The following is a 24,649-nucleotide window of genomic DNA, read 5'->3' as shown; positions in this document are numbered from 1 at the left end:
CGTTTTCATATTTTTATAATCTTCAAAGGATAAAAAAATGGTTATATATTTATCCTTTATTTTCTCAACTATATCATTTAATAACGTGGTTTTTCCACTCTGTCTTGGTGCAGATACTGTAAAGTATCTCCAGTTTTCTATATGATTAAGCGCTTCTTCCGTTATATCCGGTCTTTCCACATAATAACATGTTTTCTTATCAACTGGTCCTGATGTACAAAACATCCTCATCACTTCCACCTCCTACTCTTCAATTATACCATATCAAAACAAAATGATGCTTTCGCCTTATTTTGTAAATAGTAAAATAGGGGCGAAGACTAAGATTTTCCCGAAGCGGTGATGACAGGATAGTTGAAAAAAATAAAAGCGAGTGAAGGCTCGCAGAGTGCCTGAGAAAATTGTGAGTGGAAGGGGGCAAAATCACACGGATGTGATTTTGAGTGAAGACGAACACGGACGTGAGTCTGCAACGACCCCTGAGAACGAACAATTTTCGAAGATCAGCACTCAAGTTGCCTGAAAGAGCTTTTATTTTTTCCAACACAAAAAATTTTCAAATGGAGCAAGGATCAGAAATTCTTGCCGTCTGAGTGAATATTATTTTTCTATTTTCAAAGATAAATTTCGAGGATTAGCAACCAAGTCGTTTGAGGAAGTTTTTATTTTTCTCAATCAACAACACAAAAGGACAAACACGGACGTGAGTCTGCAACGACCGTATATACTACTAAAAAAAATCCCTCTGGCATAAAACCAGAGGGATACAATTAAAACTTATTATTTTTCAACAACTACTCTTGGTGCATTATCATAATTTTCTATTGTTCCTAAGTGCTGAATGTATTCTTTTACAACATCAGCAAGAACAAATCCTGTATCGAATCCTTTTAATCCTTTTAACATCTTATAACCGTCTCCACCACCAGCAATGTAGTTATTAGCTGCTACTTTATATGTAGCTTTTAAGTCTATTGGTTTTCCATTTACCATAACATCAACAGGTTTCTTATCCTTAATCTTGTATGTCATACCACCAACGTGCAACCATGCACCTTTACCAGCTGGTATTGTTGCTGCGTATTCTAATACTTTCATTAAATCTGCACCTGTCATTTCAAATACATATGTTGTATTTCCAAATGGTAATACAGTTAAAATATCTCTATATGTAATTGGTCCTGGTTGAATTGAAGCTCTAATTCCTCCACCATTCTGCAATGCAACATCTGCACCTGTTTTCCAGATTAATGCATCTGTAATTAAGTGGCCAAGATTTGTATCTCCACTTCTTACATGTGCCCTTTCACCATCTAATAATATCTTTGTTTCTCCAACAACTTTATTTAATTCTTCTGCACCTAATGAATAATAGTAATCAGCAATCATTTTGATAAATGGATCTTCTGGAATTGGTTCTGTTACGTATTCATATTTTGAATGTCCATTTTCGTCTTTTCCTAAATATTTCTTTAAGTTAATAGGAATTGCTGCCCATTCGTAATCAACGATTTTTCCATTTTCTACCCATAAATCCAATCTTCCAAGATATTTACCCCATTCACCAGCCTGAACAACAATTGTTTTGTTGATATATGCTGCTTTATTCATTAATGTGTGTGAATGTCCGTCAATAATTATATCAATACCCTTAACATCTTTTGCTAATTGATCTGATGTTGTGTATTTTACACCAAGTGGTTGATCATCTTTACCATAACCAAGATGTCCTAATACAACAACAATATCAGCTTTTTTCTTTAATTCTGGTAAGTATTTCTTAACTGTTTCTTCTACATTTAAGAATTTTCCGCCATTTAAGTGAAGTGGTTCCAATACCTGTGTCTGTTCTGTTGTAACCCCTAATATAGCAACCTTAACTCCACCAACATTTTTAATGATATATGGTTTGAATAACTGTCTTCCGTCTTTTGTAACAAAGTTAGCTGAAAGGAATGGGAATCCAGCATATCTCTGTTGCATAAATGTTGTGCTTAAAGGATTATCAAATTCGTGATTACCTAAAGCCATTGCATCTACACCCATATAATGTAATGCAACAAAGTCCGGAATTGCATCTAATTGATCTGATTCTGGAACACCTGTGTTTACGTCACCAGCATGTAAGAATAATACATTATCATTAACTGCTCTTTCCTGATTTACCAATGTTGCAATTCTTGCAAAACCACCAATGTCAGGATTGTGATACTCACCATATGGCCATACATGTCCATGTGTGTCGTTAATGTGGAAAATAACAAGATGTGTTGGTGCTGCAAAGATAGCAATAGACAACAATGCAACCAACAATACTAAAAGCTTCTTCATCATAATACCCCCTTAATATAAGATTTTAGGATTTATTTTACAAAAAGATTCTTTCTTGAAAAGATTATATCCCCAACATCTACCTTTAATTCTCGAGCAACAACAGGACATTTTGCCATTAATGCAAAGTATATCTTTTCAGATTCTCCATTAAGACCTTCAAAATTCCCCTGACCCTTTGAGATAATAATATCAGCCTGTTTATACGCAATTAAAAATTCCTGATTAACATCGCTTAATAATGTACCTGGAATCTTGCTTCCACTTTCAATTACCTCTGATGCCACTTCTTCTAATCCAACTTCCTTTGCATCTTCTAAAGTAACGTCATTTATTACAGGAGCACTTCTTACAGCAGAAATAATATGTACTTCAGGAAATTCTTCCTTTATCATTTTTATAAACAACTTATCAAGAACAATTTCTCCTGCATTATCATGAATATATAATAATATTTTTGCCTCCTGAAGCGTTTCATAAAAAGAATCAAAATCATCCAGAGAAAAATTCTTTAGTTTTAAACTATTTTCAAGTTCCCATTCTAACTCTCCAAAGGAATTTTTTATTCCATAATCTATAACATTTCCAAGAACAGATAACTTTGCTGCATTTTTCAACGGCTCATCAGAATCCTTTAAAAACTTATACAATTCATCATAAGCCTCTAAAAATAATGCATTTGACGCCTGTTTTTCTTCTCTATAAAAGTCATGTGTCTTAGTTTCAGACTTTTCTCCAAGCTTCTCATAAATAACCCTTGCCAATTCTATAGGTCTTTTTCCATATTCTGAATATTTTAAAAGATCCGTAGAAACAGACTTCATCAAATCAAATTTTTCCTTTTCATCGAGATAATCAAAGTTCTTTCCTATAATTGTTTTTATCTGAGAAACTATACAATCTATACACTCAAACTTCGCATACATATTATTACCCCCGTTTCTTTTATTTCTTTATTTAAATTATAGAAATAAAAGTTTACAGTTTTAAAGATTTAAATTGAATATACCTTTTAAATTTGATTAACCCTTTACAACTCCAACGGGGGTTAACTTTGCAATCTTTCTGGATATTCCAATTTTTTCTATAATATCAACAACAGAATCTACATCTTTATACACTTCTGGTGCTTCCTCAACAATGGTATTTTTTGATTTTGAAATTATCTTTATCTTTTTTTCTTTCATTGAATTTAAAACATTTTTATAATTTAATCTTCTTTTAGCCTGTCTTCTACCTAAAACTCTCCCTGCTCCATGAGCAGATGAGCCAAATGCAATACTCATAGATTTCTCTGTACCCAGCAAAATATATGAAGAACTTCCCATGCTTCCAGGAATCAACACTATTTGGTCCGGAAACGCTCTTGTAGCACCCTTTCTGTGAACAATTAACTCTTTCTCTTCACCATCAACATTATGCTTTTCCAATTTTGCTATATTATGCGTAATATCATATAACAATTTAGATTCAACATCAAATAAATCCTTAAAAATATTTCTTATTTTATGTCCCATTATCTGTCTATTAACAAAAGCAAAATTGGCAGCAGCATTCATTGCAGAAAAATATTCCTGACCATATTTGCTTTTAAAAGGAGCATTTATTAACTGTTTATCTGGAATTTTTTTATTCCAATCTTTTAAATTATCTCTGAAAATTTTTATATAATCTGTTGCAACCTGATGTCCAAGACCTCTTGAACCTGAATGAATCATATATACAATTTGACCTTCAAAAAGACCGTATCTTTCAGCGTTTTCTTTCTCGAAAACCTTTTCAACAATCTGGATTTCAATAAAATGATTTCCAGATCCAAGAGTCCCTAATTCATCTGCTCCTCTTTTTATCGCTTCATCACTAACAAAATCCGCATCTGCGTACTTAATTTTACCGCTATCTTCAATATTATACAAATCTTCTGCCAAACCGTAATTATTATTTATTGCCCAATATACACCATTGTTCAGGATTTTCTTCATTTCCTTTACAGACAATTTAAAATTCGTTCTGGAGCCGACGCCAACAGGAATTTCATTATAAACTCTGGTTAGTATCTCATCTATATAATCTTTTATCTCTGAAAATTCGAGAGAGGTAGTCATTATTCTAACACCACAATTAATATCAAATCCAACTCCGCCAGGAGAAATAATACCACTATCAGCATCAAATGCTGCGACACCACCTATTGGAAAACCATAACCCCAATGTATATCTGGCATACCAAAAGAACCTTTCACAATCCCTGGTAATGTAGCAACATTAACCAATTGCATAATAGCTTCATGATATTCCTGGCTACGAATAGTTTGGGAATCGGTTAAAACATAAACAGGAACTTTCATATTTTTAAATTTTTCAACTTTCCACATATATTTATTTTCTCTTATAATATCCATTATTTTCCCTCCATGATAATTATAACATAGCATTTTATTTTTATAAACATTTTTAGAAAAAAATGGAGGAAGGTTATTTTAACCTTCCTCTATTTCTTCCAGCGCATTTTCAAGTGTATGCCAGGCAAGAGTAAAGCACTTAACCCTTACCGGAAATTTTGATATCTCAGAATAAACCACAAGATTACCAACCAATTCTTCATCAAAATCCTCCCCCTGTGCCATTTTTTCAACCTCTTCAAGGATTTTTTCAGCTTCATCTAAGCTTTTTCCGGTAATTGCTTCACACATTAAAGCAGCTGAAGATTGACTGACAATGCAACCATGTCCCTTAAATCTTGCCTCTTCTATTTTGCCATTTTTTACTTTTAAAAATAGCGTTATTTCATCACCACAGGATAAATTTTTTCCATCTTCAGAAATTGTTGCGTCATCAATTTCACCCTGAAATTGTGGATTTCTTGCATAATCAAGAATAATATCAGAATATAAATCCTCTAAACTCATCTCAACCACTCCCTGATATATTTTAATCCTTCTATTAACCTATCAACCTCTTCTTCTGTATTGTAAAAATAAAAGCTGGCTCTACACACAGATTTTGTTCCAAGCTGTTTTAATAAAGGCTGAGCACACAAATGACCACTTCTTACAGCTATACCAAACTTATCGCTTAAAATCTGTGCAACATCGTGTGGATGAATGTTATCCACGTTAAATGTAATAATTGATGTTTTATCTTCTGGACCATAAACAGTGACAAAATCCAATTCTTTAAATCGTTTATTAGCATACTCAGTTAATCTTTTATCATGTTCAATAATATTATCTATTCCAATTTTGTTTATATAATCAATAGCAGCCTTTAATCCAACAGCACCACCAACATTTGGTGTTCCAGCCTGAAACTTTTCTGGCAATTCAGCAAAATCTGTATTTTCAATACTAACCCAATTAATCATTTCTCCACCATAATGAAAAGGTGGTAATTTCTTTAAAAGTTTTTTCTTGCCATAGAATATTCCAATTCCCATAGGTCCAAGCATCTTATGCCCTGAAAATGAAAGAAAATCAACATCGAGTTTCTTTACATCAATTCCAAAATGTGGAACCAATTGAGCACCGTCAACATGAACTAAGATTTCTTTCTCATGAGCAAATTTTATAATTTCCTCAATAGGAATTACCTGACCTGTGACATTTGATAATCCCGTTATTGAAATTAGTTTTGTGTTTTCATTCACATTTCTTAAAAATTCATCAAGGTTAAAGATTCCATTTTCTGGATTATAATATTGAACAGTAAAATCAAATGTATATGCTAACTGTTGCCATGGAACAAAATTAGAATGATGTTCTATGGTAGTAATAAGCACCTCTTTATCTTTTAACCAACCGCTTTTACCTATGGAATATGCAAAAAGGTTTATAGACTCTGTTGTTCCCCTTGTGAAAATCACTTCGCTTGTTTTAGCATTAATAAACTTTGCTACAGCTTTTCTTGAACTTTCATACATATCTGTGGCTTCATTTGAAAGCAAATGCGCACCACGGTGCACATTTGCGTTATGATAATCATAAAAATCCTTTATGGCATTAGTAACTTCAACAGGTGTCAAAGTTGTTGCACCATTATCAAAATATACCAATTTTTTTCCATTAATCTCTCTCTCAAGAATTGGAAAACTCCTTATCAAATCTTCTCTCGATAACATCTCTTAACGCCCCCGCATATTTAGAATTTATTTCTTCAATAACCTCTATTGCCGGTTCAAAATTCCCAAAAGCAATTTCCTTTTTAGCAGCATTTTTGGAATATCCTCTTGTCATCATATAATAAAGCTTATCCTCTTCTATTGTTCCAACGCTTGCAGCATGTCCAGCATTAACTTCGTTTTCATCAACATATAATGAAGGAAAAGCCATTACTTTAGCCTTTTCAGATAAAACAAGATTAAAATCTTGCTCTTCAGCTTCAGCATTCTTTGCACCTTTTTTAATGTCAAGATTCCCTCTAAATATAACCCTTGAAGAATCCATCAAAACGCCACGTCCTACAATATGTCCAATAGTCTCTGGTGCATAATATCTTAAAAGATAAAACATATCTATTACTTCATCATCCTGCGTAAGATAATATGGATAAATATTAACCTTTCCATTTTCACTTGCTAATCGAGTTACAATATGTGGTGCAGTAACCTTTCCGCCGATGTTAATATCATAAACAGTTAATTGTGCATTTTTTCCTACATCAAAAAATATATTATCTGTTGAAATGTCGTTATCAAAAAGATTTATATTTATTACAGTTAATTTTGAATTTTCTTCCAGCTTTCCTCTTAACGTTTTAATCTTTGTACCCTTTCCCTTTGATTCTATAAATCTAATTAAAGTAGCTTCACTATTTTCATCAATATATATTACCTCAAGACCATATAATGGAGATTTATCAATAACCTCTTTTATCCAATAAACCTCATTATTCTGGTTTTTGTTAGTTTTTAAATAGAAGCCTGTGTTAAAAAACACGTCGCTCATTAACAAAAATTTTCTGTGTGAACCATCAAAATCCATATTATTTAAGATTTCAATACCTTTATTATCTATATCATTAATTGATTTAAGATTATCTGACATTAAAGAATTAAACTTTGCAACATATGGCAAAGGATTAAAACCTTCCAATTTACTCCTTTTCCACTTTGGAAATCCTAAAGTTTTATATTCTTCAAATCTTTTTCTTCTAAAACTTTTTAATTCATTACTTGTGTAAAATTTCTCAGCTTCTTCTATTTCAATTATACCATAATCATTATCTGATTTTATCTCAGGAACCTTCCATTCTGTAGCCAAAAAATCATTATGATTTAAAATAAGCGCTTTTTCGTACATTTAAAAATTCACCTCCACTGAAGCTTATCCTATAGAGGATTCAACTTCAAGATTAATTAATTTATTTAATTCCAATGCGTATTCAAGTGGCAATTCCTTTACTAACGGTTCAATAAACCCTCTTACAATCATGCTCTTTGCGTCCGCTTCGCTAAGACCTCTTGACATTAAATAATATATCTGTTCTTCACTGATTCTTCCAATTTTAGCTTCATGTCCAACATCAGCATCATCTGTAAACACCTCAATTAAAGGTACAGTATCACTCTTTGATTTATTGTCAAGCATTAAAGCATTACATTCAACAGAAGATTTAGCTCCTTTTGCACTTTCGGCAATCTTCACCCAACCTCTGTAAAATGCCCAACCGCCACCAATACTAATACTTCTTGCATTAACAACAGAACTTGTATATGGTGCAAGGTGAAATACCTTTGAACCAGTATCAAGATGTTGATTTGGTCCGGCATATGTTAATGTAATACTGCTATTCTTTGCGCCTTTACCTTTTAAGATAGTCATAGGATAAAGCATAGTTTTAAAACTTCCAAGAGAACCGGAAACCCATTCCATAGAACCATCTTCGTCAACAATAGCCCTCTTGGTGTTGAGATTATATGTATTCTTACTCCAATTTTGAATGGTGGAATATTTCATCTTTGCGCCTTTTTTTACGTATATTTCAACCATACCAGCATGTAAATTGGTTACACTATAAAATGGTGCAGAACAACCTTCAATAAATTCAACTTCTGACCCTTCATCTGCAATAATCAAAGTATGTTCAAGCTGACTCATTCCAGGATTATTCATTCTAAAATATGCCTGTAATGGCAAAGGAACCTTTACGCCTTTTGGAACGTATAAAAATGATCCACCACTCCATAATGCTCCATGTAAAGCTGCATATCTATGATTATATGAAGGCACGAGTTTCATAAAATATTCTTTTATTAAATCAGGATATTCCTTTACAGCAGTTTCCATATCAAGGAAGATAACCCCAAGTTCGTCTAATTCCTTTTGAATATGCTGATAAACAACCTCTGAATCATATTGTGCCCCAACTCCAGCTAAAGCCTTTCTTTCTGCTTCAGGAATTCCTAATTTTTCAAAAGTATCCTTAATTTCCTCAGGAACCTCTTCCCATGTTGCAGCCTTTTTGGCATCAGGTTTCATATATGCAACTATTTTACTTAAATCAAGATTTTTAATATCTACACCAAAATTCGGTTCATGGTAAGATTCGAAAATCTTAAAAGCTTCCAATCTATGTTCTAACATCCATTTAGGTTCATTCTTTGCTTCTGAAATCTCTCTAATAACCTTTTCATTTAACCCAGGAGGTGTTTTAAAAGCGTATTTAGCTTCATTTCTAAAATCGAACATCGATTGATTAACCATTATTTCATCATAGTTTATATCATTAATATCCTTCATATTACCACCCCTTTACAGTGTCAGCATCAACAAACTCATTTAAGATACTATAACCCTTTTCCTCAATTTCTTCAGCAAGTGATGCATCGCCTGTATGAACAATTCTTCCATTAACATATACATGAACAAAATCAGGATGCAAATATTTCAAAATTCTCTGATAATGTGTAATCATTAAAATACTCATATCCTCAGTCTTTAATTTATTAATAGCTTCAGCAACATCTCTTAATGCATCAACGTCTAATCCTGAATCTATTTCGTCAATAATTACGAGCTTAGGCTTTAAGAAAAACAATTGCAAAATTTCACTCTTTTTCTTTTCTCCACCGGAAAATCCAGAATTAACGTATCTTTCTAAAAATGATGGTGAAAGATTTATCTCTTCGCATAACTTATTCAATCTCTTGTTTAATTCAATAGGCGAAACCTTTTCATCAGGATGCATATGTCTGTATGCATTAATTAAAAATTGTCTCATTTTAACCCCCTCAATTTCCTGAGGGTGTTGAAAAGTCAGAAATATTCCTAACTTAGCCCTTTCATTTGTATCGAGGTTTAAAATATCCTTTCCTTCAAATAAAACTTCACCATCAGTTACTTCAAACTTTGGTGATCCCATAATAACATTTGAAAGTGTTGATTTACCAGAACCGTTTGGTCCCATTAATACATGTATTTCGCCAGGATTTATAGTTAAATTCACGCCTTTTAATATTTCTTTGTCATCTTCAATAACCTTAGCCTTTAAATTTCTGATAGATAATAACATTTTAATTCCTCCTTTTTTTGTCGTATTTTATTCTATTATCATTATACAAAATTAGACAAAAAAAGTCAAATTTAAAAATATAAATCATGTAAATAACTATTTAAAAAATTTTTTCTTTTACAATATATAAAAAAATAAAACGCCTGAAAATCAGGCGTTTTATTTCATTTCAAGAGAAAAATCTATATATTTTATTTCTGTGGTCAATTTTCCCATTGATATTATATCTATATTATCATCAACGTATTCCAGATAATTATCTTCACTTATTCCACCGGAAACTTCTATTATTATATGGGGATAATTTTCTTTTAATTTTCTTGCAGTTTCTTTGGCTTTTTCAGCAGAAAAATTATCAAGCATAATAATATCAACACCATTTTTTGCAGCAATAATAGCATCTTTTTCATTTTCAACTTCAATTTCCAATTTTTTTGTAAATGATTTATATTTCCTGGCTGTATTTATTGCATTTTCTACACCGCCATACATTTTTATATGATTATCCTTAAGCATTATACTTTCTGAAAGATTCCAGCGATGTGTATCGCCTCCACCATGTAATACAGCTAATTTTTCAAGATTTCCAAGACATGGAAAAACCTTTCTCGTTGCTGCTAATCTGGTTTTACCATCTATTTTACTTACAAGATTATGAGTCTTAGTTGCAATTGCGCTCATCATAGAAAGAATATTCAACATTGTTCTTTCAACAATAAGAACATTATATGCATTTCCTTTAATTTCACCAATAATTCCTTTATCAACCTTTTCACCATCATTAAACTTAAAATTATAATCGATATTATATTCTTCAAATAATCTTTTTATAATCTCAATTCCAGACAACACAACTTCTGAATTTTTTAAAATTATTATCCCTGAAGCTTCTTTATCTCTCAATTCATACGAAGCTATATCAAAAAAAGAATTATCCCTTTCAATCCAATCCTTTAACAACTCAATCTCATATTTAAACATATTATCACTCCATAATTTTAAACATATTTAAAATAGGAATCTTTGCTTTTTCCATTATTTCTTCAGGAAGTTCTATTTCGTGTTCTTCATTTAATAAAGAGAGATATACATTCTTCAAATTATTCTTTTTCATATTATTACATATAGCAAGTTCTTTTAATGGATAAAACTTTTTATCTTTAAATGTATTTTCTAATTTATGAATCATTCCAACTTCAGTACCAATGATAAATTCTTTAGCATCATCTGTTTCAGGAAATTTCATCATCTGTCCTGTGCTTCCAATATAATCACATAAATCTCTTGCTTCCTTTGGTGATTCTGGATGTATTATAATCTTTGCATCTGGATGTTCTTCTCTTACTTTTTTAACATCCTCTGCTGAAAATCTATTGTGAACATAACAGTATCCGGTATCTCCTGGAATTGGAATAACCTTTTTACCTGTTTTTTCTGCAACATATGATCCCAAATTCTTATCTGGTCCAAATAATACTATATCTGAATCTATTTTGCTAACTACATCAACAGCATTTGCTGAAGTACATGTATAATCTGCATATACCTTACATGCTGCAGTACTGTTTACATACAATACAACAGGAGCTTCTGGATATTTTTCTTTAAATTCCTTTATTATTTCCGGAGTTAATGAGTTTGCCATTGGACATGTAGAACCCTTTGTTGGTACTATTATTTTCTTTGAAGGATTTAAAATCTTTAATGTTTCTGCCATAAAATCTACACCAAGAAAGAGTATCTTATCGTTTTCAATTTCCGTTGCCAATCTGGCAAGCTGTAATGAATCACCTGTAATATCTGCTATATCCTGTAATTCTCCAATTTGATAATTATGAGCAAGAATTGTATAACCTTTCTCTTTCTTTAATTCTATAATCTTTTCAATAAAATCTCTTTCAATAGCTGTTTGATTTATCATCTTCATCCTCCTATTTTGATTTTTGAATTTATATTTTTTAATAATCCTGCTACAGATAACGGTGCTAAATAACTTGTTTTAGGATTTTCAGAAGGGAAATTTTCAAATGTAAACTCGTAATTTCCCGCTATTGAATTAATTTTTATATTATGAATATTTCTTTCTACTTTAGGATCAGCAATAATTCTAACCTTTACCTTATCAAAATCCCTTGCTGCAAGCGATAATGTCACAGCTACATTTACATTTTTAGGGAATCTCTTTATTGCTTCCGTTGAACTTCCTTCAAATATAACCTTTTCCTCATCAATTTCAAGTCCAAGGCTTTTTGGAGGTTTTCTTGTTGTTAATGTAATTGATTTTATCTTATCGTTTATTGCATTAATAAGGTCAATTCCCCCAATAGCTCCAGAAACAACGTAAACTCTACTATTTGATTTTTTCAACGCTTCCTGAAAATCATTCAAAAAATCTCTATCAGCAAAAGCACCTGTGCTTAAAATAATAAAATTCTTATTATTTTCAATAACAAACTTTCCATATTCCACAACAGCCTTTGTTGATGCAACTTCTATAACATAATCTATATCTAAATTCGCAATATCCTTTATATCTGCATAAGAAATATTATAAAATTCCTTTAATTTTTCAATTTGGGATTTATCAACATCATACACATAAACCTTATCCAATTCTTCTTTTAATTCTTCCAAAATAATCTTTGCCGAATTCCCGGCACCAATCAAGAAAATTTTCATTACAATCCCTCCATTTTGAAAATAAAATCACAATATATTTTAAGACTTTTATGTTTAGAAATTTTGTCGATTTTATATAAAAGTAATTATAAAAGTGTTTTAAAATAATTTTAATTGCTCGCTTTTATTATTAATCCCTTCCAATTTTTCAATTTCACTCTTTACTTCTTTTATAATTTCACGATATTCAGAAAACTGTTTCAACGTAGATAAAACCTGCTTATCAAAAAACGTATAATAATCTATCTCAAATTCATTTGCCTTTATGAGCTTAACAAATTGCGGCAAATGTTCCCTCTCTATACACGCAGAAACAAGTGCAACATCCTTAAACTTCTTATTAAAAATCCTTTCAACAATTCTATAATTTCTCCTATTATTATATTTTATGTGAAAATATAACAACTTATCGTTTAATGTATATTTGAACTTATATATCTCTTTCATTAATTGAATTGCACGAACATGATTTGGAATTGTCTTATACTTATCAAAATCTATCTTTGTAACAGTCTTTGAAATGGCAATTTCTTCAAGAGAAGTTTGTTTTATAACATTATAATATCGAATTAAATCCTCTTTTTTCAACACACCATCTAAAGCCCTAATAAACAAATCCTTTAATATATCCTTTATTTTTCTTGGGGTATCAACCCTTACAATTTCAACTCCATGTGTAATAATATTTTTATCAAAATCATATCCAAAATAACGTTTCTTAACTCCAAAAAATCTGACAACCTTAAATATTTTATCAACTTCCACCTTTAAAGAATTTCTATTTATTATCTCTTCAGTATTGGAATATTTAACAACAAACTCTTTAGCAATATTATCATTTATATATGTTGCTATATATTTTCCAATTTGAACAACATCTTTCTTTGATAATTCTTCATCACAATGTATCACATTAAATGAACTATCGGTATCAGAATATATAACCTCTGTTCTAAAAGATATCTTCTTTCCATTTATATCAACATCTTTAAACTCATGATTATTGAGTTTATTATTCATATATCTTAATGCACCACGAGCACCACCAGTTATAGAAGCGGCCACACGTTTATCATGCAAAGGAAACCTTTCAGTACCTATTACACCATACATGGAATTTAGCAGAATCTTATAATTACTCTGTTTAATATCATATTTTATATATTCAGGATTATCTGGAGGAGTAGATTTTTTTAATTGCTTAAATTTCAAACGTTCTTTTAAAAGATACCTAATTAAAGAAGGCAATACGCCTTCAATTTCAAGAGTATATTTTAACGGAATATAATCCTTTCCTTCATCCTGAATCATCAATCCAATATCAACATGTTTTCCGTTATAGTTAAAATCATATCTAAGAGTTTCTGGAGAAAGATTAAAAGTTTGAATTGCATTTGGATAAAGAGATGCATAATCAAGTACAATTACATTTTCATATTTTTTATCTGGTGGCTGTAAAACAATAGCTCCTTCAAAATCAACATTTTTTGAACTATATATATTATAATTTTCCTTAAATGATTTTTTCTCTGGCAATAAAAATTGTTGTAAGTAATGTTCTATTGATATAGAAGGTGCCAATAACATATTTATAGGTATTCTAATTACAGATTGTAACCCGCAAATCAAATTTAAAAGATTTAATTTATCTTCCAATTCAACCAATATCTCAACATCTCTAAAAATATATTCTACAAACTTTTCAAAATTTTTCTTATAATTCAAAAATCCCATGTATTCACTTTTTCCTTCAATATTATGAATTCTGGCAATCTCATCAAGCTTATATGATGGTGGTTTCTCAAAAATATACTTCTTGTATAACTCCATATAATCAAGCAAATTTACACCAGGAATAGAATTATTAAACCTATATCCAGAAGGTTGTTTCTTATATGAAGAATACGGCTTTAATCCATCAATAGCTGAAATGATTATGTGATATTTCTTTCCTCTATTTATAATATATGGAATATCATATCCATTTGAATACCATCCTGTAATAATATCAGGAACCTTTCTCTTCAAAAGATTATTAAACGTTTTTAATAACTCCTCTTCACTATCAACAAATCTTATTTTCTTATTAAACGTATCAACTTTTTCTCTACTAACAATAATGGAATAATATTCTTTTTCATATGAATCATAATATGTAATAGAAATTATCATTCCTTTAGCTAAAATAGATGATGGAACTGTATCTTCAGTAATATCCTCATCGCCTTCAACCTCTATATCCAGAAACCAGATACGTTTATCCTCTATTCTTTCAGAAATATCATAAGGAAAAATATTTATAATATCCCTTCCATATATACCTATTCCTTTTTCTTTTAATTTTTTCAAAAAATTATTATATCTATAATACGAAATATTATTCTCAAAATTTACCTTTACTAAAGGTTTATTGAAAATATCCTTCCAATCTTCCTCAACATTTTTTATATCTGAATTTTTAAAATTATTCTCCCTTAACAACTGCACAATTTCTTTCTTCAAATGTCTTTCAAACAAAAAGGTTAGCGATTTATTTAATTTAATCCATTTTGAAAATGGCCTTTCTTTATAGTAAAATTGTTTATTATTCGGATTTTGCCATATAGCGGAAACATTCATAATATCAACTCCAATACTATTTTCATCAACTCCTATAATATTTATTATACTTTATTAAGAACTTTTTATCAACTTTTATTAACCAAATGAAAAAATAGATGAAAAGAAAATATTATATAAATAATTCTTGATTTTACAAATGATTAAAATAAATCTTTAAAAGGGGGGTAATTTGTGAAAATAAAAACAAAAATGTTATTATTAATGGTTGTTGGTGGGGTGATAGTTGGCATTGTTGGAGCACTTGTATTTTATGAAATATGCGTTTTACAATGTAAATGGAATGATTATATTGAATCAGTAACCATACGGCAAAAATTGGTCTCTGATATAAAAGAGGAATTTGGATATGGTGGAGCTATACATTCATTTAAAAATTATATCTTAAGAGGTGAAGAAAAATATCTTTCATTATTTGAAAAAAAGAAGAATGAAATTATGGAAAATATTGAAAAATATGAAAAACTACCTGATATATCTTCAGATGAATTAAAATCTTTAAATGTGATAAAAAACACTTTACTAAAATACTATGAAAACATAAATCTTGTTAATTCTCTCAAAAGCAGAGGAAAATCAATAAATGAAATTGATACAATTATAAAAATAGACGATGAACCTGCTTTAAAAGCTTTTGACATACTTGATAAAATTATGGATAATTTAACAGAGGAAAAAACTAAAAAGTTTGAAGAAAATATTAAAAAACTAAAATACCTTGTAACTGCTGTTTCAATACTGGTAATTGCAATGATGGTTATAATTCAACTTTATCTGGTTAAAAGCATTAAACCGCTACATTTCGTAAAAGATAAATTAAAAGAACTCTCAAAAAGTGGTGGTGATCTGGTAACAAAATTAGAAGTAAAAACATATGATGAAGTTGGAGAAATATCGCGATTTTTTAATGATTTTACAGAAACATTTAGAAATTCATTATGTGGATTCTTTAACAGGTTTAGAAACAGTATCTCTAAATTCAATATAATAAACCATGAATTAAAAATATTTAAAGTAAATTTTGACGATATGGATAAATCGCTATTTAATACAAAAGAACTAATGGATAATATTACTTCATATATAGAGGAACAAAATATGAGCACTTTAGAAATCTCAAATAATATCCAAAAACTTGCAAACACATCTGTTGAACTCAGCAATATAGCTCACGAAATTAGTGAGGTTGCAGGTACAGGGAGAAAAAGTATTGGAATTGTAAATAAAACAATAAATAATATCTCTGATAATATGATACCAATAGTAGAAAAAGTAAAAAACGTCTCAAATAAAGCACAAATTATAAATGATGTTGTAGAAACAATTACAAGCATTTCAGAACAGACAAACCTTCTTGCATTAAATGCTGCAATTGAAGCTGCAAGAGCTGGAGAAGCTGGTAAAGGTTTCTCAATAGTAGCTGAAGAAATAAGAAAACTTGCTGAAGAAAGCAGAAGTGCTGCAGAAAGTATAAGAGAAAACCTTGGTGAAGTTATGCTTGGAGTTAAAGAAACCTCTGATATGGTTATTAACATGTCAGAAGATATAAAATCCGTAACCAAAATAAACGATAAAACATCTGATCAATTATATGAGCTTATAGATTCTGTAGAAAAAATTTCTATATCAGCTGATAATCTTGCAGCAAGTGTCCAGGAACAGGGTGCAGCTGTTGAAGAATTATCAGCTTCATCTCAAAGAATTACAGAACTAATAAATACCTTAAAAAATTACATGGAAAATATAGTTAAAGAAGAAAAATACATGAATACAAAAAACAAATATCTCTTTGATATAATAGAAAATGAAATTAAACAACTAACTAAAACTGTAGAAATCTTTTCCACCTTTAAAATGTTTAAAAAAGAAAATATTATTGCAGAACTGAAAAATGCAATAAAAAATCACGAAGAGTGGATATCAAAATTCGAAGATGCAATAAATAACAATACATATTTAATTGTAGAAGATGAATCTCAAAAATGTGAATTTGGTTTATTTATAAATGTAATTGGAAATAACATACCTGATGAAATAAACGATATATGGAAAGAAATTATAATCCTACATAACGAACTACACAATTATGCTAAAAAATACGAATATAAAAATCAGAATAAAAACGAAAAACTATTAAAAGAAGCCAGGATAACATTATCAAAAATGAATGAATCTATAAATACTGCTATAAGAAAATTAAAAAATTAATTTATATACTCCAGGAGATTTTATTTTATAAACTCCTGGAGTATTTTTTTTGAAATATTTTATTTATTTTATGATATAATTATTAATAGAAAGAATTTCAATAATAGAATCAATACAAAACATATTCAAAGGGGTGATCCTATGAAGATTAAAACAAAGATGATGTTATTATTAGTTCTGGCAGTAGTTGTATTCACTATTATTGGATCATTTGTTTTTCTTGAAACAAGTAGTCTGGAAGATAAATGGATAGATTATATTGACTCGGTCACAACAAGACAGAAAATATTATCAGATATTAAAGCACAATTTGGATATGGTGGAGGTATCCATATATTCAAAAACTATGTTCTTAGAGGATATGACAAATACATTTCCGCCTTTGAAGAAAAAGAAAAGGCAATATTAAAAGATTTTGCTGAATACGAAAAATTACATGATGTAAGTCAGGAAGAATTAAAAAACCTTGAAATTATAAAAAATACATTTATGCAATATAGTCAAAATCTACAATTAGCAATAAAACTCAAAAAAGAAGGAAAATCAATAAGTGAAATAGATAAAATAATAAAAATAGATGATGGTCCAGCATTAAAAGCTTTTGGAGAACTTGAAAAAATAATGGACAAATTAACCAGAGAAAAAACAGACGAATTTGAAGGAAATATAAGACGTCTTCAATATCTAATAACAGCTGTATCAATAGCCTTAATCATTACTGTACTTGTAACCTTTATGTATATATTATACATGATGGTACCATTATATTCTGTAAGAAACAAACTTGAGGAACTTTCTAAAAGCGGTGGTGATCTGGTAAGCAAACTTGAAGTAAAAACATCAGATGAAATTGGAGAAATATCTAAATTCTTTAATCATTTTATAGATTCATTTAGAACATCTCTTCAGGGATTTTTCAATAGATTTAGAAACAACATCACACAATTTAACACAATTAATCATGAATTAAAAATATTCAAAACCAACTTTGATGATATAGATGATGCATTAACAAGAACAAAAAGTTCTCTGGATAATATTACCTCATATGTAGAAGAACAAAATGCAAGTACATTAGAAATATCTGACAACATTCAAAATCTTGCAAACACAGCTGTAGAATTAAGTAATATAGCTCATGAGATAAGTGATGTGGCAGAAAGTGGAAGAAAAAGTCTTAACAATGTAAACGAAACTATAAACAACATTTCTGAAAGTATGGTTCCAATAGTTGATAAAGTAAAAGCAGTATCCGATAAAGCCCAGATTATAAATGAAGTTGTGGAAACAATTACAAGTATTTCTGAACAAACAAATCTTCTTGCACTAAATGCTGCAATTGAAGCTGCAAGGGCTGGCGAAGCAGGAAAAGGATTTGCTGTAGTTGCTGATGAAATAAGAAAACTTGCAGAAGAAAGTAGAAATGCTGCAGAAAGTATAAGAGAAAATCTTGGTGAAGTTATGACAGGTGTCACCGAAGCATCGGATATGGTAATTGAAATGTCTGAAAATATAAAATCTGTATCTGAAATGAATGACAAAACATCAAATGAACTATATGAATTAATTGATTCAGTGGAAAAAATCTCAAATTATGCTGACAATTTAGCCGCAAGTGCTCAACAGCAAGGAGCAGCCGTTCAGGAATTATCAGCCTCATCTCAAAATATCACCGAACTTGTTAATAATCTAAAAGAAGAAATGGATGAAATTGTTGAAGAAGAAAAATACATGAACGATAGAAATATGGATTTATTAAAAATCGTTGAAGAAGAAGCAAATCAACTTATAAATACTGTGGAAACATTCTCAACATTTAAAATGTTTACACATAAGGATCTTATTAATGAACTAAATGGTGCCAAAGAAGCTCACAGAAGATGGGTAAAAAGATTTGAAGAATCCGTTCATAACAACACATGGCTGGCAGCAGAAGATAATCCTCACAGATGTGGATTTGGTGTATTTGTAAAAGTATTATCTAAAAATGTACCTGAAGAAATAAATGATATATGGTCTGAAATCTTAAAATATCATGAACAATTACACAATTACGCTAAAAACTTTGAATATAAAAATAGAGACAAAAATGAAAAATTATTATCAAATGTAAAAGAAACATCTACAAAACTCGAATCATTAATAGATCAGGCTATAAATAAACTAAGTTAAAAAAAATAACCCCAACCCTTTTTGGTTGGGGTTATTTTTATATTTCCTCAATTAACTCAGCAATTTTATAAACAGAAAACTTAACAGCTGGTGTTCTATACGGGATAGTTACAGAATCCAGTTTAACAAGCCATGAATTGGTCTTTTTATAAATAGCAACATAATACTGTTGAATAAAATCATCATCTGAAGAAACAACCTTTAACAAATATCTATCATTTATCATATCTTCATAAACATTATTTACAACAAACGTTTTATTACCTTCTTGAAACTTTTTATCCTTTAAATCCTTTAATTTATCAATATCTATAGAATTTATATTCTTATGAGGCATTTCACTCACTCCTTCCAGAATTCTCAAAACCTTATAATCTTTCACTTTCTTAGCAATAAATAAATACTTATTTCTTCCTTCTTTATCCCATTTTAACTCATACTTCGTTTTTATTGGTCTATTAAAATTCTCTATTATTTCCTGTGCCTCAAAAAATTCTGATTTACTAAAATTATCATAAACCTCCTGTGCATACCAGTCAACATCTGTAGCAAGTTCAATAGTTCCACCTTTTCTTAATACATCAGCAAGGGTTAAAATAAATGATTCAATAAAAATTCTTCTTTCCTTATGTCTTTTCTTTGGCCATGGACATGGAAAATTCACAATAAGCTTTGAAATAGAACCAGACGGAAACAATTCTCTGATTAACAACCTTGCATCACCTTGAATAACCCTGGCATTATTAATATTATTCTTATAAAAATTAATTTGAGCCTTATATAAAGCTGTTAAAGAAGTTTCAAAGCCAACAAAATTAATATCTGGATTCTCTTTAGCAAGTGCTGCCATATACTCTCCACTTCCAAAACCTATTTCAACATATAATTTCTTCCTATTTCCAAAAATATCCTTCCAATTTACAGGATACTCATCAAAAGTCTGCGGTTTTAAAAAATATTTTAAAACTGCTATTTTATCATGCATATCAATTCCTCCCAATAATTAATCCTTAACGTATAAAACATTATACCATAACTGACTTAACATATATAAATTCTTCAAAATATATTAAATTATTCTTATAATAAAAAACCTCCGGAATAAATCCGGAGGCATTACTAAAATCAATATTTATTTAATACAAAGTGATCCAATATTACATTAACAGGGAAGAAACCGTCTTCTTTTTTCTTATCTGTTTGCTGTGCAACACCTTTTACAAGAACCTTAACCTGATTTCCATCAACAATAACTTCTACAAAATGATGAATTCCTGTTATATCCTTTGTTGTAAATGGATACTTTTCATTGTATGATCTTACTTTACTGTATAATGGAGCTCCTCCTCCACCAGTTACAATATATTCAATCTTATTATTTGTAAATCTTTCATACATATGATAATGACTGTTGAATACAATATCTACACCATATTTTTCAAATACAGGTTTCCAGTAGTCAATAGTTGGACTTACAGGGTCTTTACCATACTCTGTACAATTTGTCCAGAATGGTTCGTGGAAGAATACAAATTTCCATTTTGCATCTTTATGTTTTTCAAGATCGTTAATTAACCATTGTGTTTCTCTTTCCATTCCCTCTTTATCCTTCTGCATTAAAAGAATATCTGCATCAAGAACAACAAAATGTGCATTTCCATAATCAAACGAATAATACTGTTCATTATAATCTCCGCCACCCTGTGGGGTTACAAATGAACTGAAATAATATTTTGAATTATATTCATGGTTTCCAAGAACTGGATAGAATGGAGCTTTTGCAGCCATATTCTTAATTGCCCAGAAAAATCCATCCCAATCACTCATAATTCTTCCATCCATTACAAGGTCACCAACATGAATTACAAAATCTGGATTTTCTTCAGCAATTTTATCTGCAACCATTCTATGTCTCTTATTATATGTTCTTGTATCTGCATATACAACAAATTTGAACTTTTCTGGATGATCAGCAACTGTTCTAAATGTATAAGAATCTGTTGTAACTCCTTTTGCTGCTCCATCTTCTACAACAAGTGAATATGTATATTCTTCACCAGGTTTTAATCCTGTAATCTTGAAATGATGTAAATTAGATACTGTATTATCTTCTAAAATCTTTCCATTAATTAATATCTTTCCTTTTGCTGGAACTAAAGTTTTCCAGTTAATATATACGCTATCCTTTCCTAAATCTGAAAGATATGGTCCCCATAACACCTTATTTTCTTCTGCGTATTTACCAACAACAACATCGGCTTTTATTTCTTCTTCACCTTTAACAACAATTTCTGGTGCCTTTACTGTGTTTACACCCATAACATCAACTTTAGCTGTATATTTTCCAGGATTTGCCGGGAATTTATAATTACCGTTTTCATCTGTATAAGCTACAATATACAATATTCCTTTATCGTCAAAAATATTTACCTTTGAATTTGCTATTGGTTTTCCATTTGCAAATTCTGCTTTACCGCTCACCATTGTATAACCTTTACCTCTAATATCAAGAGATGTTTCCAATACTGAAGATAAATCCTTACCTACAACAAATATTCTCTGGAATGTAACCTTTTCTCCATTTTTAATAGCAACTGTTTTAATTTCTGGATCAGCAAAGATATAAGAAATATGAATATCTCTTAATTTTCCATTTTCATCTCTTTCTGTTGTAGTCACACCATAAGCAATTTTGTCACCCTGAGCACCGATAAAATCTGTATCAATTCTGCTTACCTTATAACCTAAACCAAAAGTAAATGGTCTTGCATAACCAAAGAATGTAGCATCACCAAGAATCATCTTATCAATATCTTTCCCGCTATTATTTACAAGAGTAGTTTTAATAATAAGATAATTTGTTCCCGGGAATAATGTATAAGTTGTTGTAATTGCTATACCTGGAATATCTGAATGATGTCCTGTTAATTTTAATACTGCAGCTCCACCATTAGATCCATTCTTTTCAATATATATATTTTCATAAATAGCCTGTTTTGGCCAACCAAAATATGTGTGCATTTCATCAAACTGATCTTCTCCGCCACAATAAATAGCATCTAATATGTTTCCACCAGACTTCATATAACCATGATAATTATCCAATTGACCTATTAAGAAAGCAACCTTCTCATTCTTTAAAATATAGTCTCCAACCTTACCATCCGCTGCTGGACCTGGTAATAATTGTGATTTGTCAGTTACTTTAAATGCTTTTGCATTTGCAAATGCAAATACAGAAATCAACAATGAAAATGCCAATAACAATACCAGTGATTTCTTAAACATACTCTAACTCCCCCTTTTTTAAAGATAATATATTGCGATAATATATTGCAAACGTTTTCTCGCAAATATTAATGATACTCCTTTTGTTAAAAAAAGTCAAATATTATCACATCCCGTATAAATCCATTTTAGAATATTATCTTGAAATATTGATTAATATTAAAACTACATATAAAAAACATATTAAAAAATAATTACAAAAAAAAGGGCGAAAATGAACAGCCCTTTTTTATGAGAAATTATATATTATATATTTTCAACTTCCTGAAAATTTTTAAAATTAATTAAAAACACACTTGAAGCTAATGCCAAAACTGCAAGAACCATAGTAAACATATTTATTCCACCCATTGAAAAGAAAATAGAAAGATATGGTCCAAAAAAGTTTCCACTTAATCTAAATGCAGAAAAAACTGCCATTCCCTTTTCTTCAAATCCAACAGAAAGAATTGAAGCATATTCGCTGCTCATTGTAATTGATAATCCAAGGAATATACCGGAAACTAAAACAAATATTAAAAATCCTACAAGTGAAAATGAATTTACAAACATTGCTATACTCAATGTTGCAAAAGTTCCAAGGGGAATCCATAGCTTTACACCATGAACCTTATGTTTAAACAAATTACCAAGCATCAATAACAAAGCAAATATAGAAGTATAAATTTTACCGTATAATGGATTATCTACAATGCCCTCAACAAATAAAGGCATAGTTACCTGGAATCCAACAACAATAGCTATAGTAATAATTCCAAAAAATGCTGCAAGGAAAATCCTTGGTGAAAACTTAGCAACCTGTTTCTTTGAATATTCTGAATGTATCTCAATAACAGGTAATTGCTTATAAATAATCAAAGTGAATATAAACAATAAAACACCTAAAGCAGTTAATGTGTGTTTTGGGATATAAATAAATCCAGAACCAATAACCAATGGCCCCATAACAGCACCAAAACTTGCCAAAAATTCTACCATACCAAAATACTTTGCTTTCTCCTGCTTTGAAAAATCACCTTTAGTTATAACTGTTAATGCATTTGCAAACAACGCAGAATCAGCAATTCCCTGAAAACCACGGAAAACGATTGCAAGAATTGGATAACTAAGAGATAATCCTGATAAATATAATGAAACACTCCAAATTACCATTGAAAACAAAAAGGTTTTACTTTCACCATGTTTTTCTAAAATCTTACCCCAAAATGAACCAAAAACTATAGATACAAGCGGTGTAATACCTATAAAAGTACTTGCCAACCATGCAGAACCAAACATCTCTGTTAATTGTGGAAATGATGATGCAATTCCAACCTGAACAAAAACCTGTAAAAATGGTAATGCAAGAATATATTTTAAATATCCTTTCAATCCAATCAACCTCCTTTTTTACCTTTGCCTTCAAGTTTATAATAAAAAATTTAAAATAACATGTGATACATTAAATGTGGATTAAAATAATGAAAATACTTCCAACCGTAAACCAAAAAATACCGATTATTAATTCATATGTAAACAAAAATCACTAATTGCAAAATAAAAAACGAAAAAATAGCTAGAATAATGTTCGCTCAAACAAGTAGAAATTTATAATCCTCAAAAATTCTCGTTCCCGCCGGCCGTTGCAGACTCACATCCATGTTCGTCCTTTTGTGTTGTAGATTGAGAAAAATAAAAACTCCCTCAAACGACTTGGTTGCTGATCCTCGAAAATCACTCATTCCCGGCTGTCGCTTAGATTCTGCATCCCTGCAGAAGCTGCGCTCAAAAAAACATCCTGTTTTTTTGACAGCCTCCATTCATGATTTTCTCGGGCAACCTGCGAGTTTTCGTTCGTTTTTAT

The 24,649-nt window shown here is 30.1% G+C and carries 18 protein-coding genes; 2 read left to right on the top strand and 16 right to left on the bottom strand.

Going from position 1 to position 24,649, the window contains the following annotated elements; genetic code table 11:
* From XO11_RS06345 to XO11_RS06285, 13 genes are all read right to left on the bottom strand, one after another.
* The coding region (locus XO11_RS06345; RefSeq protein WP_175418379.1) for an AAA-like domain-containing protein at nt 1-231 on the bottom strand (231 nt) is incomplete at its 3' end.
* A gap of 549 nt (nt 232-780) precedes the next feature.
* Nucleotides 781-2,331, bottom strand: coding sequence for a 5'-nucleotidase C-terminal domain-containing protein (locus XO11_RS06340; RefSeq protein WP_014296780.1), 1,551 nt, complete (start codon nt 2,329-2,331; stop codon nt 781-783).
* Between the two features lie 32 nt (nt 2,332-2,363).
* Nucleotides 2,364-3,257, bottom strand: coding sequence for a DUF89 domain-containing protein (locus tag XO11_RS06335; protein ID WP_014296779.1), 894 nt, complete (start codon nt 3,255-3,257; stop codon nt 2,364-2,366).
* 96 nt (nt 3,258-3,353) lie between these two features.
* Nucleotides 3,354-4,733, bottom strand: coding sequence for an RtcB family protein (locus XO11_RS06330; protein ID WP_075780616.1), 1,380 nt, complete (start codon nt 4,731-4,733; stop codon nt 3,354-3,356).
* 78 nt (nt 4,734-4,811) lie between these two features.
* Entirely contained in the window at nt 4,812-5,240 is a 429-nt protein-coding gene (gene sufU / locus XO11_RS06325; RefSeq protein ID WP_075780615.1) for a Fe-S cluster assembly sulfur transfer protein SufU, read from the bottom strand.
* On the bottom strand, nt 5,237-6,448 hold the full coding sequence (locus XO11_RS06320) for an aminotransferase class V-fold PLP-dependent enzyme (RefSeq protein WP_175418378.1): 1,212 nt from the start codon (nt 6,446-6,448) through the stop codon (nt 5,237-5,239). The genes sufU and XO11_RS06320 overlap by 4 nt, the downstream gene beginning before the upstream one ends.
* Nucleotides 6,405-7,628 carry a SufD family Fe-S cluster assembly protein gene (locus XO11_RS06315; protein ID WP_175418377.1) on the bottom strand — a complete coding sequence of 408 codons (1,224 nt, stop codon included), beginning with the start codon at nt 7,626-7,628 and terminating at the stop codon, nt 6,405-6,407. Before XO11_RS06315 ends, XO11_RS06320 begins: the two co-directional genes overlap by 44 nt.
* 24 nt (nt 7,629-7,652) lie before the next feature.
* The gene (gene sufB, locus XO11_RS06310; RefSeq protein WP_014296774.1) at nt 7,653-9,068 is read right to left on the bottom strand and encodes a Fe-S cluster assembly protein SufB; all 1,416 of its coding nucleotides are present in this window, start codon (nt 9,066-9,068) and stop codon (nt 7,653-7,655) included.
* Nucleotide 9,069: 1 nt separating this feature from the next.
* Nucleotides 9,070-9,840 carry a Fe-S cluster assembly ATPase SufC gene (gene sufC / locus XO11_RS06305; RefSeq protein WP_075780612.1) on the bottom strand — a complete coding sequence of 257 codons (771 nt, stop codon included), beginning with the start codon at nt 9,838-9,840 and terminating at the stop codon, nt 9,070-9,072.
* Between the two features lie 159 nt (nt 9,841-9,999).
* Nucleotides 10,000-10,821: a carboxylating nicotinate-nucleotide diphosphorylase gene (gene nadC / locus XO11_RS06300; RefSeq protein WP_175418376.1), complete on the bottom strand. Its 822-nt coding sequence runs from the start codon at nt 10,819-10,821 to the stop codon at nt 10,000-10,002.
* Between the two features lie 4 nt (nt 10,822-10,825).
* Nucleotides 10,826-11,761 carry a quinolinate synthase NadA gene (gene nadA / locus XO11_RS06295; protein ID WP_014296771.1) on the bottom strand — a complete coding sequence of 312 codons (936 nt, stop codon included), beginning with the start codon at nt 11,759-11,761 and terminating at the stop codon, nt 10,826-10,828.
* A 2-nt stretch (nt 11,762-11,763) separates the two neighbouring features.
* A complete protein-coding gene (gene nadX / locus XO11_RS06290) occupies nt 11,764-12,519 on the bottom strand; it encodes an aspartate dehydrogenase (RefSeq protein ID WP_014296770.1) in 756 nt (251 codons plus the stop codon).
* Nucleotides 12,520-12,618: 99 nt separating this feature from the next.
* Nucleotides 12,619-15,138, bottom strand: a complete 2,520-nt coding sequence (locus XO11_RS06285) for a DNA polymerase domain-containing protein (protein WP_175418375.1) — start codon at nt 15,136-15,138, stop codon at nt 12,619-12,621.
* A 174-nt stretch (nt 15,139-15,312) separates the two neighbouring features.
* Here XO11_RS06285 and XO11_RS06280 point away from each other — a divergent pair, with 174 nt between their 5' ends.
* Entirely contained in the window at nt 15,313-17,346 is a 2,034-nt protein-coding gene (locus XO11_RS06280; protein WP_175418374.1) for a methyl-accepting chemotaxis protein, read from the top strand.
* A gap of 141 nt (nt 17,347-17,487) precedes the next feature.
* The gene (locus XO11_RS06275; RefSeq protein WP_175418373.1) at nt 17,488-19,518 is read left to right on the top strand and encodes a methyl-accepting chemotaxis protein; all 2,031 of its coding nucleotides are present in this window, start codon (nt 17,488-17,490) and stop codon (nt 19,516-19,518) included.
* Between the two features lie 37 nt (nt 19,519-19,555).
* Here XO11_RS06275 and trmB read toward each other — a convergent pair whose 3' ends face one another.
* The 3 genes from trmB to XO11_RS06260 form a co-directional block, all read right to left on the bottom strand.
* A complete protein-coding gene (trmB, locus tag XO11_RS06270; RefSeq protein ID WP_175418372.1) occupies nt 19,556-20,503 on the bottom strand; it encodes a tRNA (guanosine(46)-N7)-methyltransferase TrmB in 948 nt (315 codons plus the stop codon).
* 140 nt (nt 20,504-20,643) lie between these two features.
* A complete protein-coding gene (locus XO11_RS06265) occupies nt 20,644-22,806 on the bottom strand; it encodes a metallophosphoesterase (protein WP_014296765.1) in 2,163 nt (720 codons plus the stop codon).
* 246 nt (nt 22,807-23,052) lie between these two features.
* A complete protein-coding gene (locus XO11_RS06260; protein ID WP_014296764.1) occupies nt 23,053-24,177 on the bottom strand; it encodes an MFS transporter in 1,125 nt (374 codons plus the stop codon).
* Nucleotides 24,178-24,649 lie beyond the last annotated feature (472 nt).

The organism is Marinitoga sp. 1138 (assembly GCF_013363265.1).
GTDB classification, from domain to species: domain Bacteria; phylum Thermotogota; class Thermotogae; order Petrotogales; family Petrotogaceae; genus Marinitoga; species Marinitoga piezophila.
Note: the sequence above shows the minus strand (reverse complement) of the source record. Positions and strands in the feature narration are given on the sequence as shown.

Excerpts from the sequence above, each read along its gene's own strand:
- XO11_RS06340 (WP_014296780.1), bottom strand. The coding sequence starts at position 2,331 with ATGAAGAAGCTTTTAGTATTGTTGGTTGCATTGTTGTCTATTGCTATC.
- XO11_RS06335 (WP_014296779.1), bottom strand. The coding sequence starts at position 3,257 with ATGTATGCGAAGTTTGAGTGTATAGATTGTATAGTTTCTCAGATAAAA.
- XO11_RS06330 (WP_075780616.1), bottom strand. The coding sequence starts at position 4,733 with ATGGATATTATAAGAGAAAATAAATATATGTGGAAAGTTGAAAAATTT.
- sufU (WP_075780615.1), bottom strand. The coding sequence starts at position 5,240 with ATGAGTTTAGAGGATTTATATTCTGATATTATTCTTGATTATGCAAGA.
- XO11_RS06320 (WP_175418378.1), bottom strand. The coding sequence starts at position 6,448 with ATGTTATCGAGAGAAGATTTGATAAGGAGTTTTCCAATTCTTGAGAGA.
- XO11_RS06315 (WP_175418377.1), bottom strand. The coding sequence starts at position 7,628 with ATGTACGAAAAAGCGCTTATTTTAAATCATAATGATTTTTTGGCTACA.
- sufB (WP_014296774.1), bottom strand. The coding sequence starts at position 9,068 with ATGAAGGATATTAATGATATAAACTATGATGAAATAATGGTTAATCAA.
- sufC (WP_075780612.1), bottom strand. The coding sequence starts at position 9,840 with ATGTTATTATCTATCAGAAATTTAAAGGCTAAGGTTATTGAAGATGAC.
- nadC (WP_175418376.1), bottom strand. The coding sequence starts at position 10,821 with ATGTTTAAATATGAGATTGAGTTGTTAAAGGATTGGATTGAAAGGGAT.
- nadA (WP_014296771.1), bottom strand. The coding sequence starts at position 11,761 with ATGATAAATCAAACAGCTATTGAAAGAGATTTTATTGAAAAGATTATA.
- nadX (WP_014296770.1), bottom strand. The coding sequence starts at position 12,519 with ATGAAAATTTTCTTGATTGGTGCCGGGAATTCGGCAAAGATTATTTTG.
- XO11_RS06285 (WP_175418375.1), bottom strand. The coding sequence starts at position 15,138 with ATGAATGTTTCCGCTATATGGCAAAATCCGAATAATAAACAATTTTAC.
- XO11_RS06275 (WP_175418373.1), top strand. The coding sequence starts at position 17,488 with ATGAAGATTAAAACAAAGATGATGTTATTATTAGTTCTGGCAGTAGTT.
- trmB (WP_175418372.1), bottom strand. The coding sequence starts at position 20,503 with ATGCATGATAAAATAGCAGTTTTAAAATATTTTTTAAAACCGCAGACT.
- XO11_RS06265 (WP_014296765.1), bottom strand. The coding sequence starts at position 22,806 with ATGTTTAAGAAATCACTGGTATTGTTATTGGCATTTTCATTGTTGATT.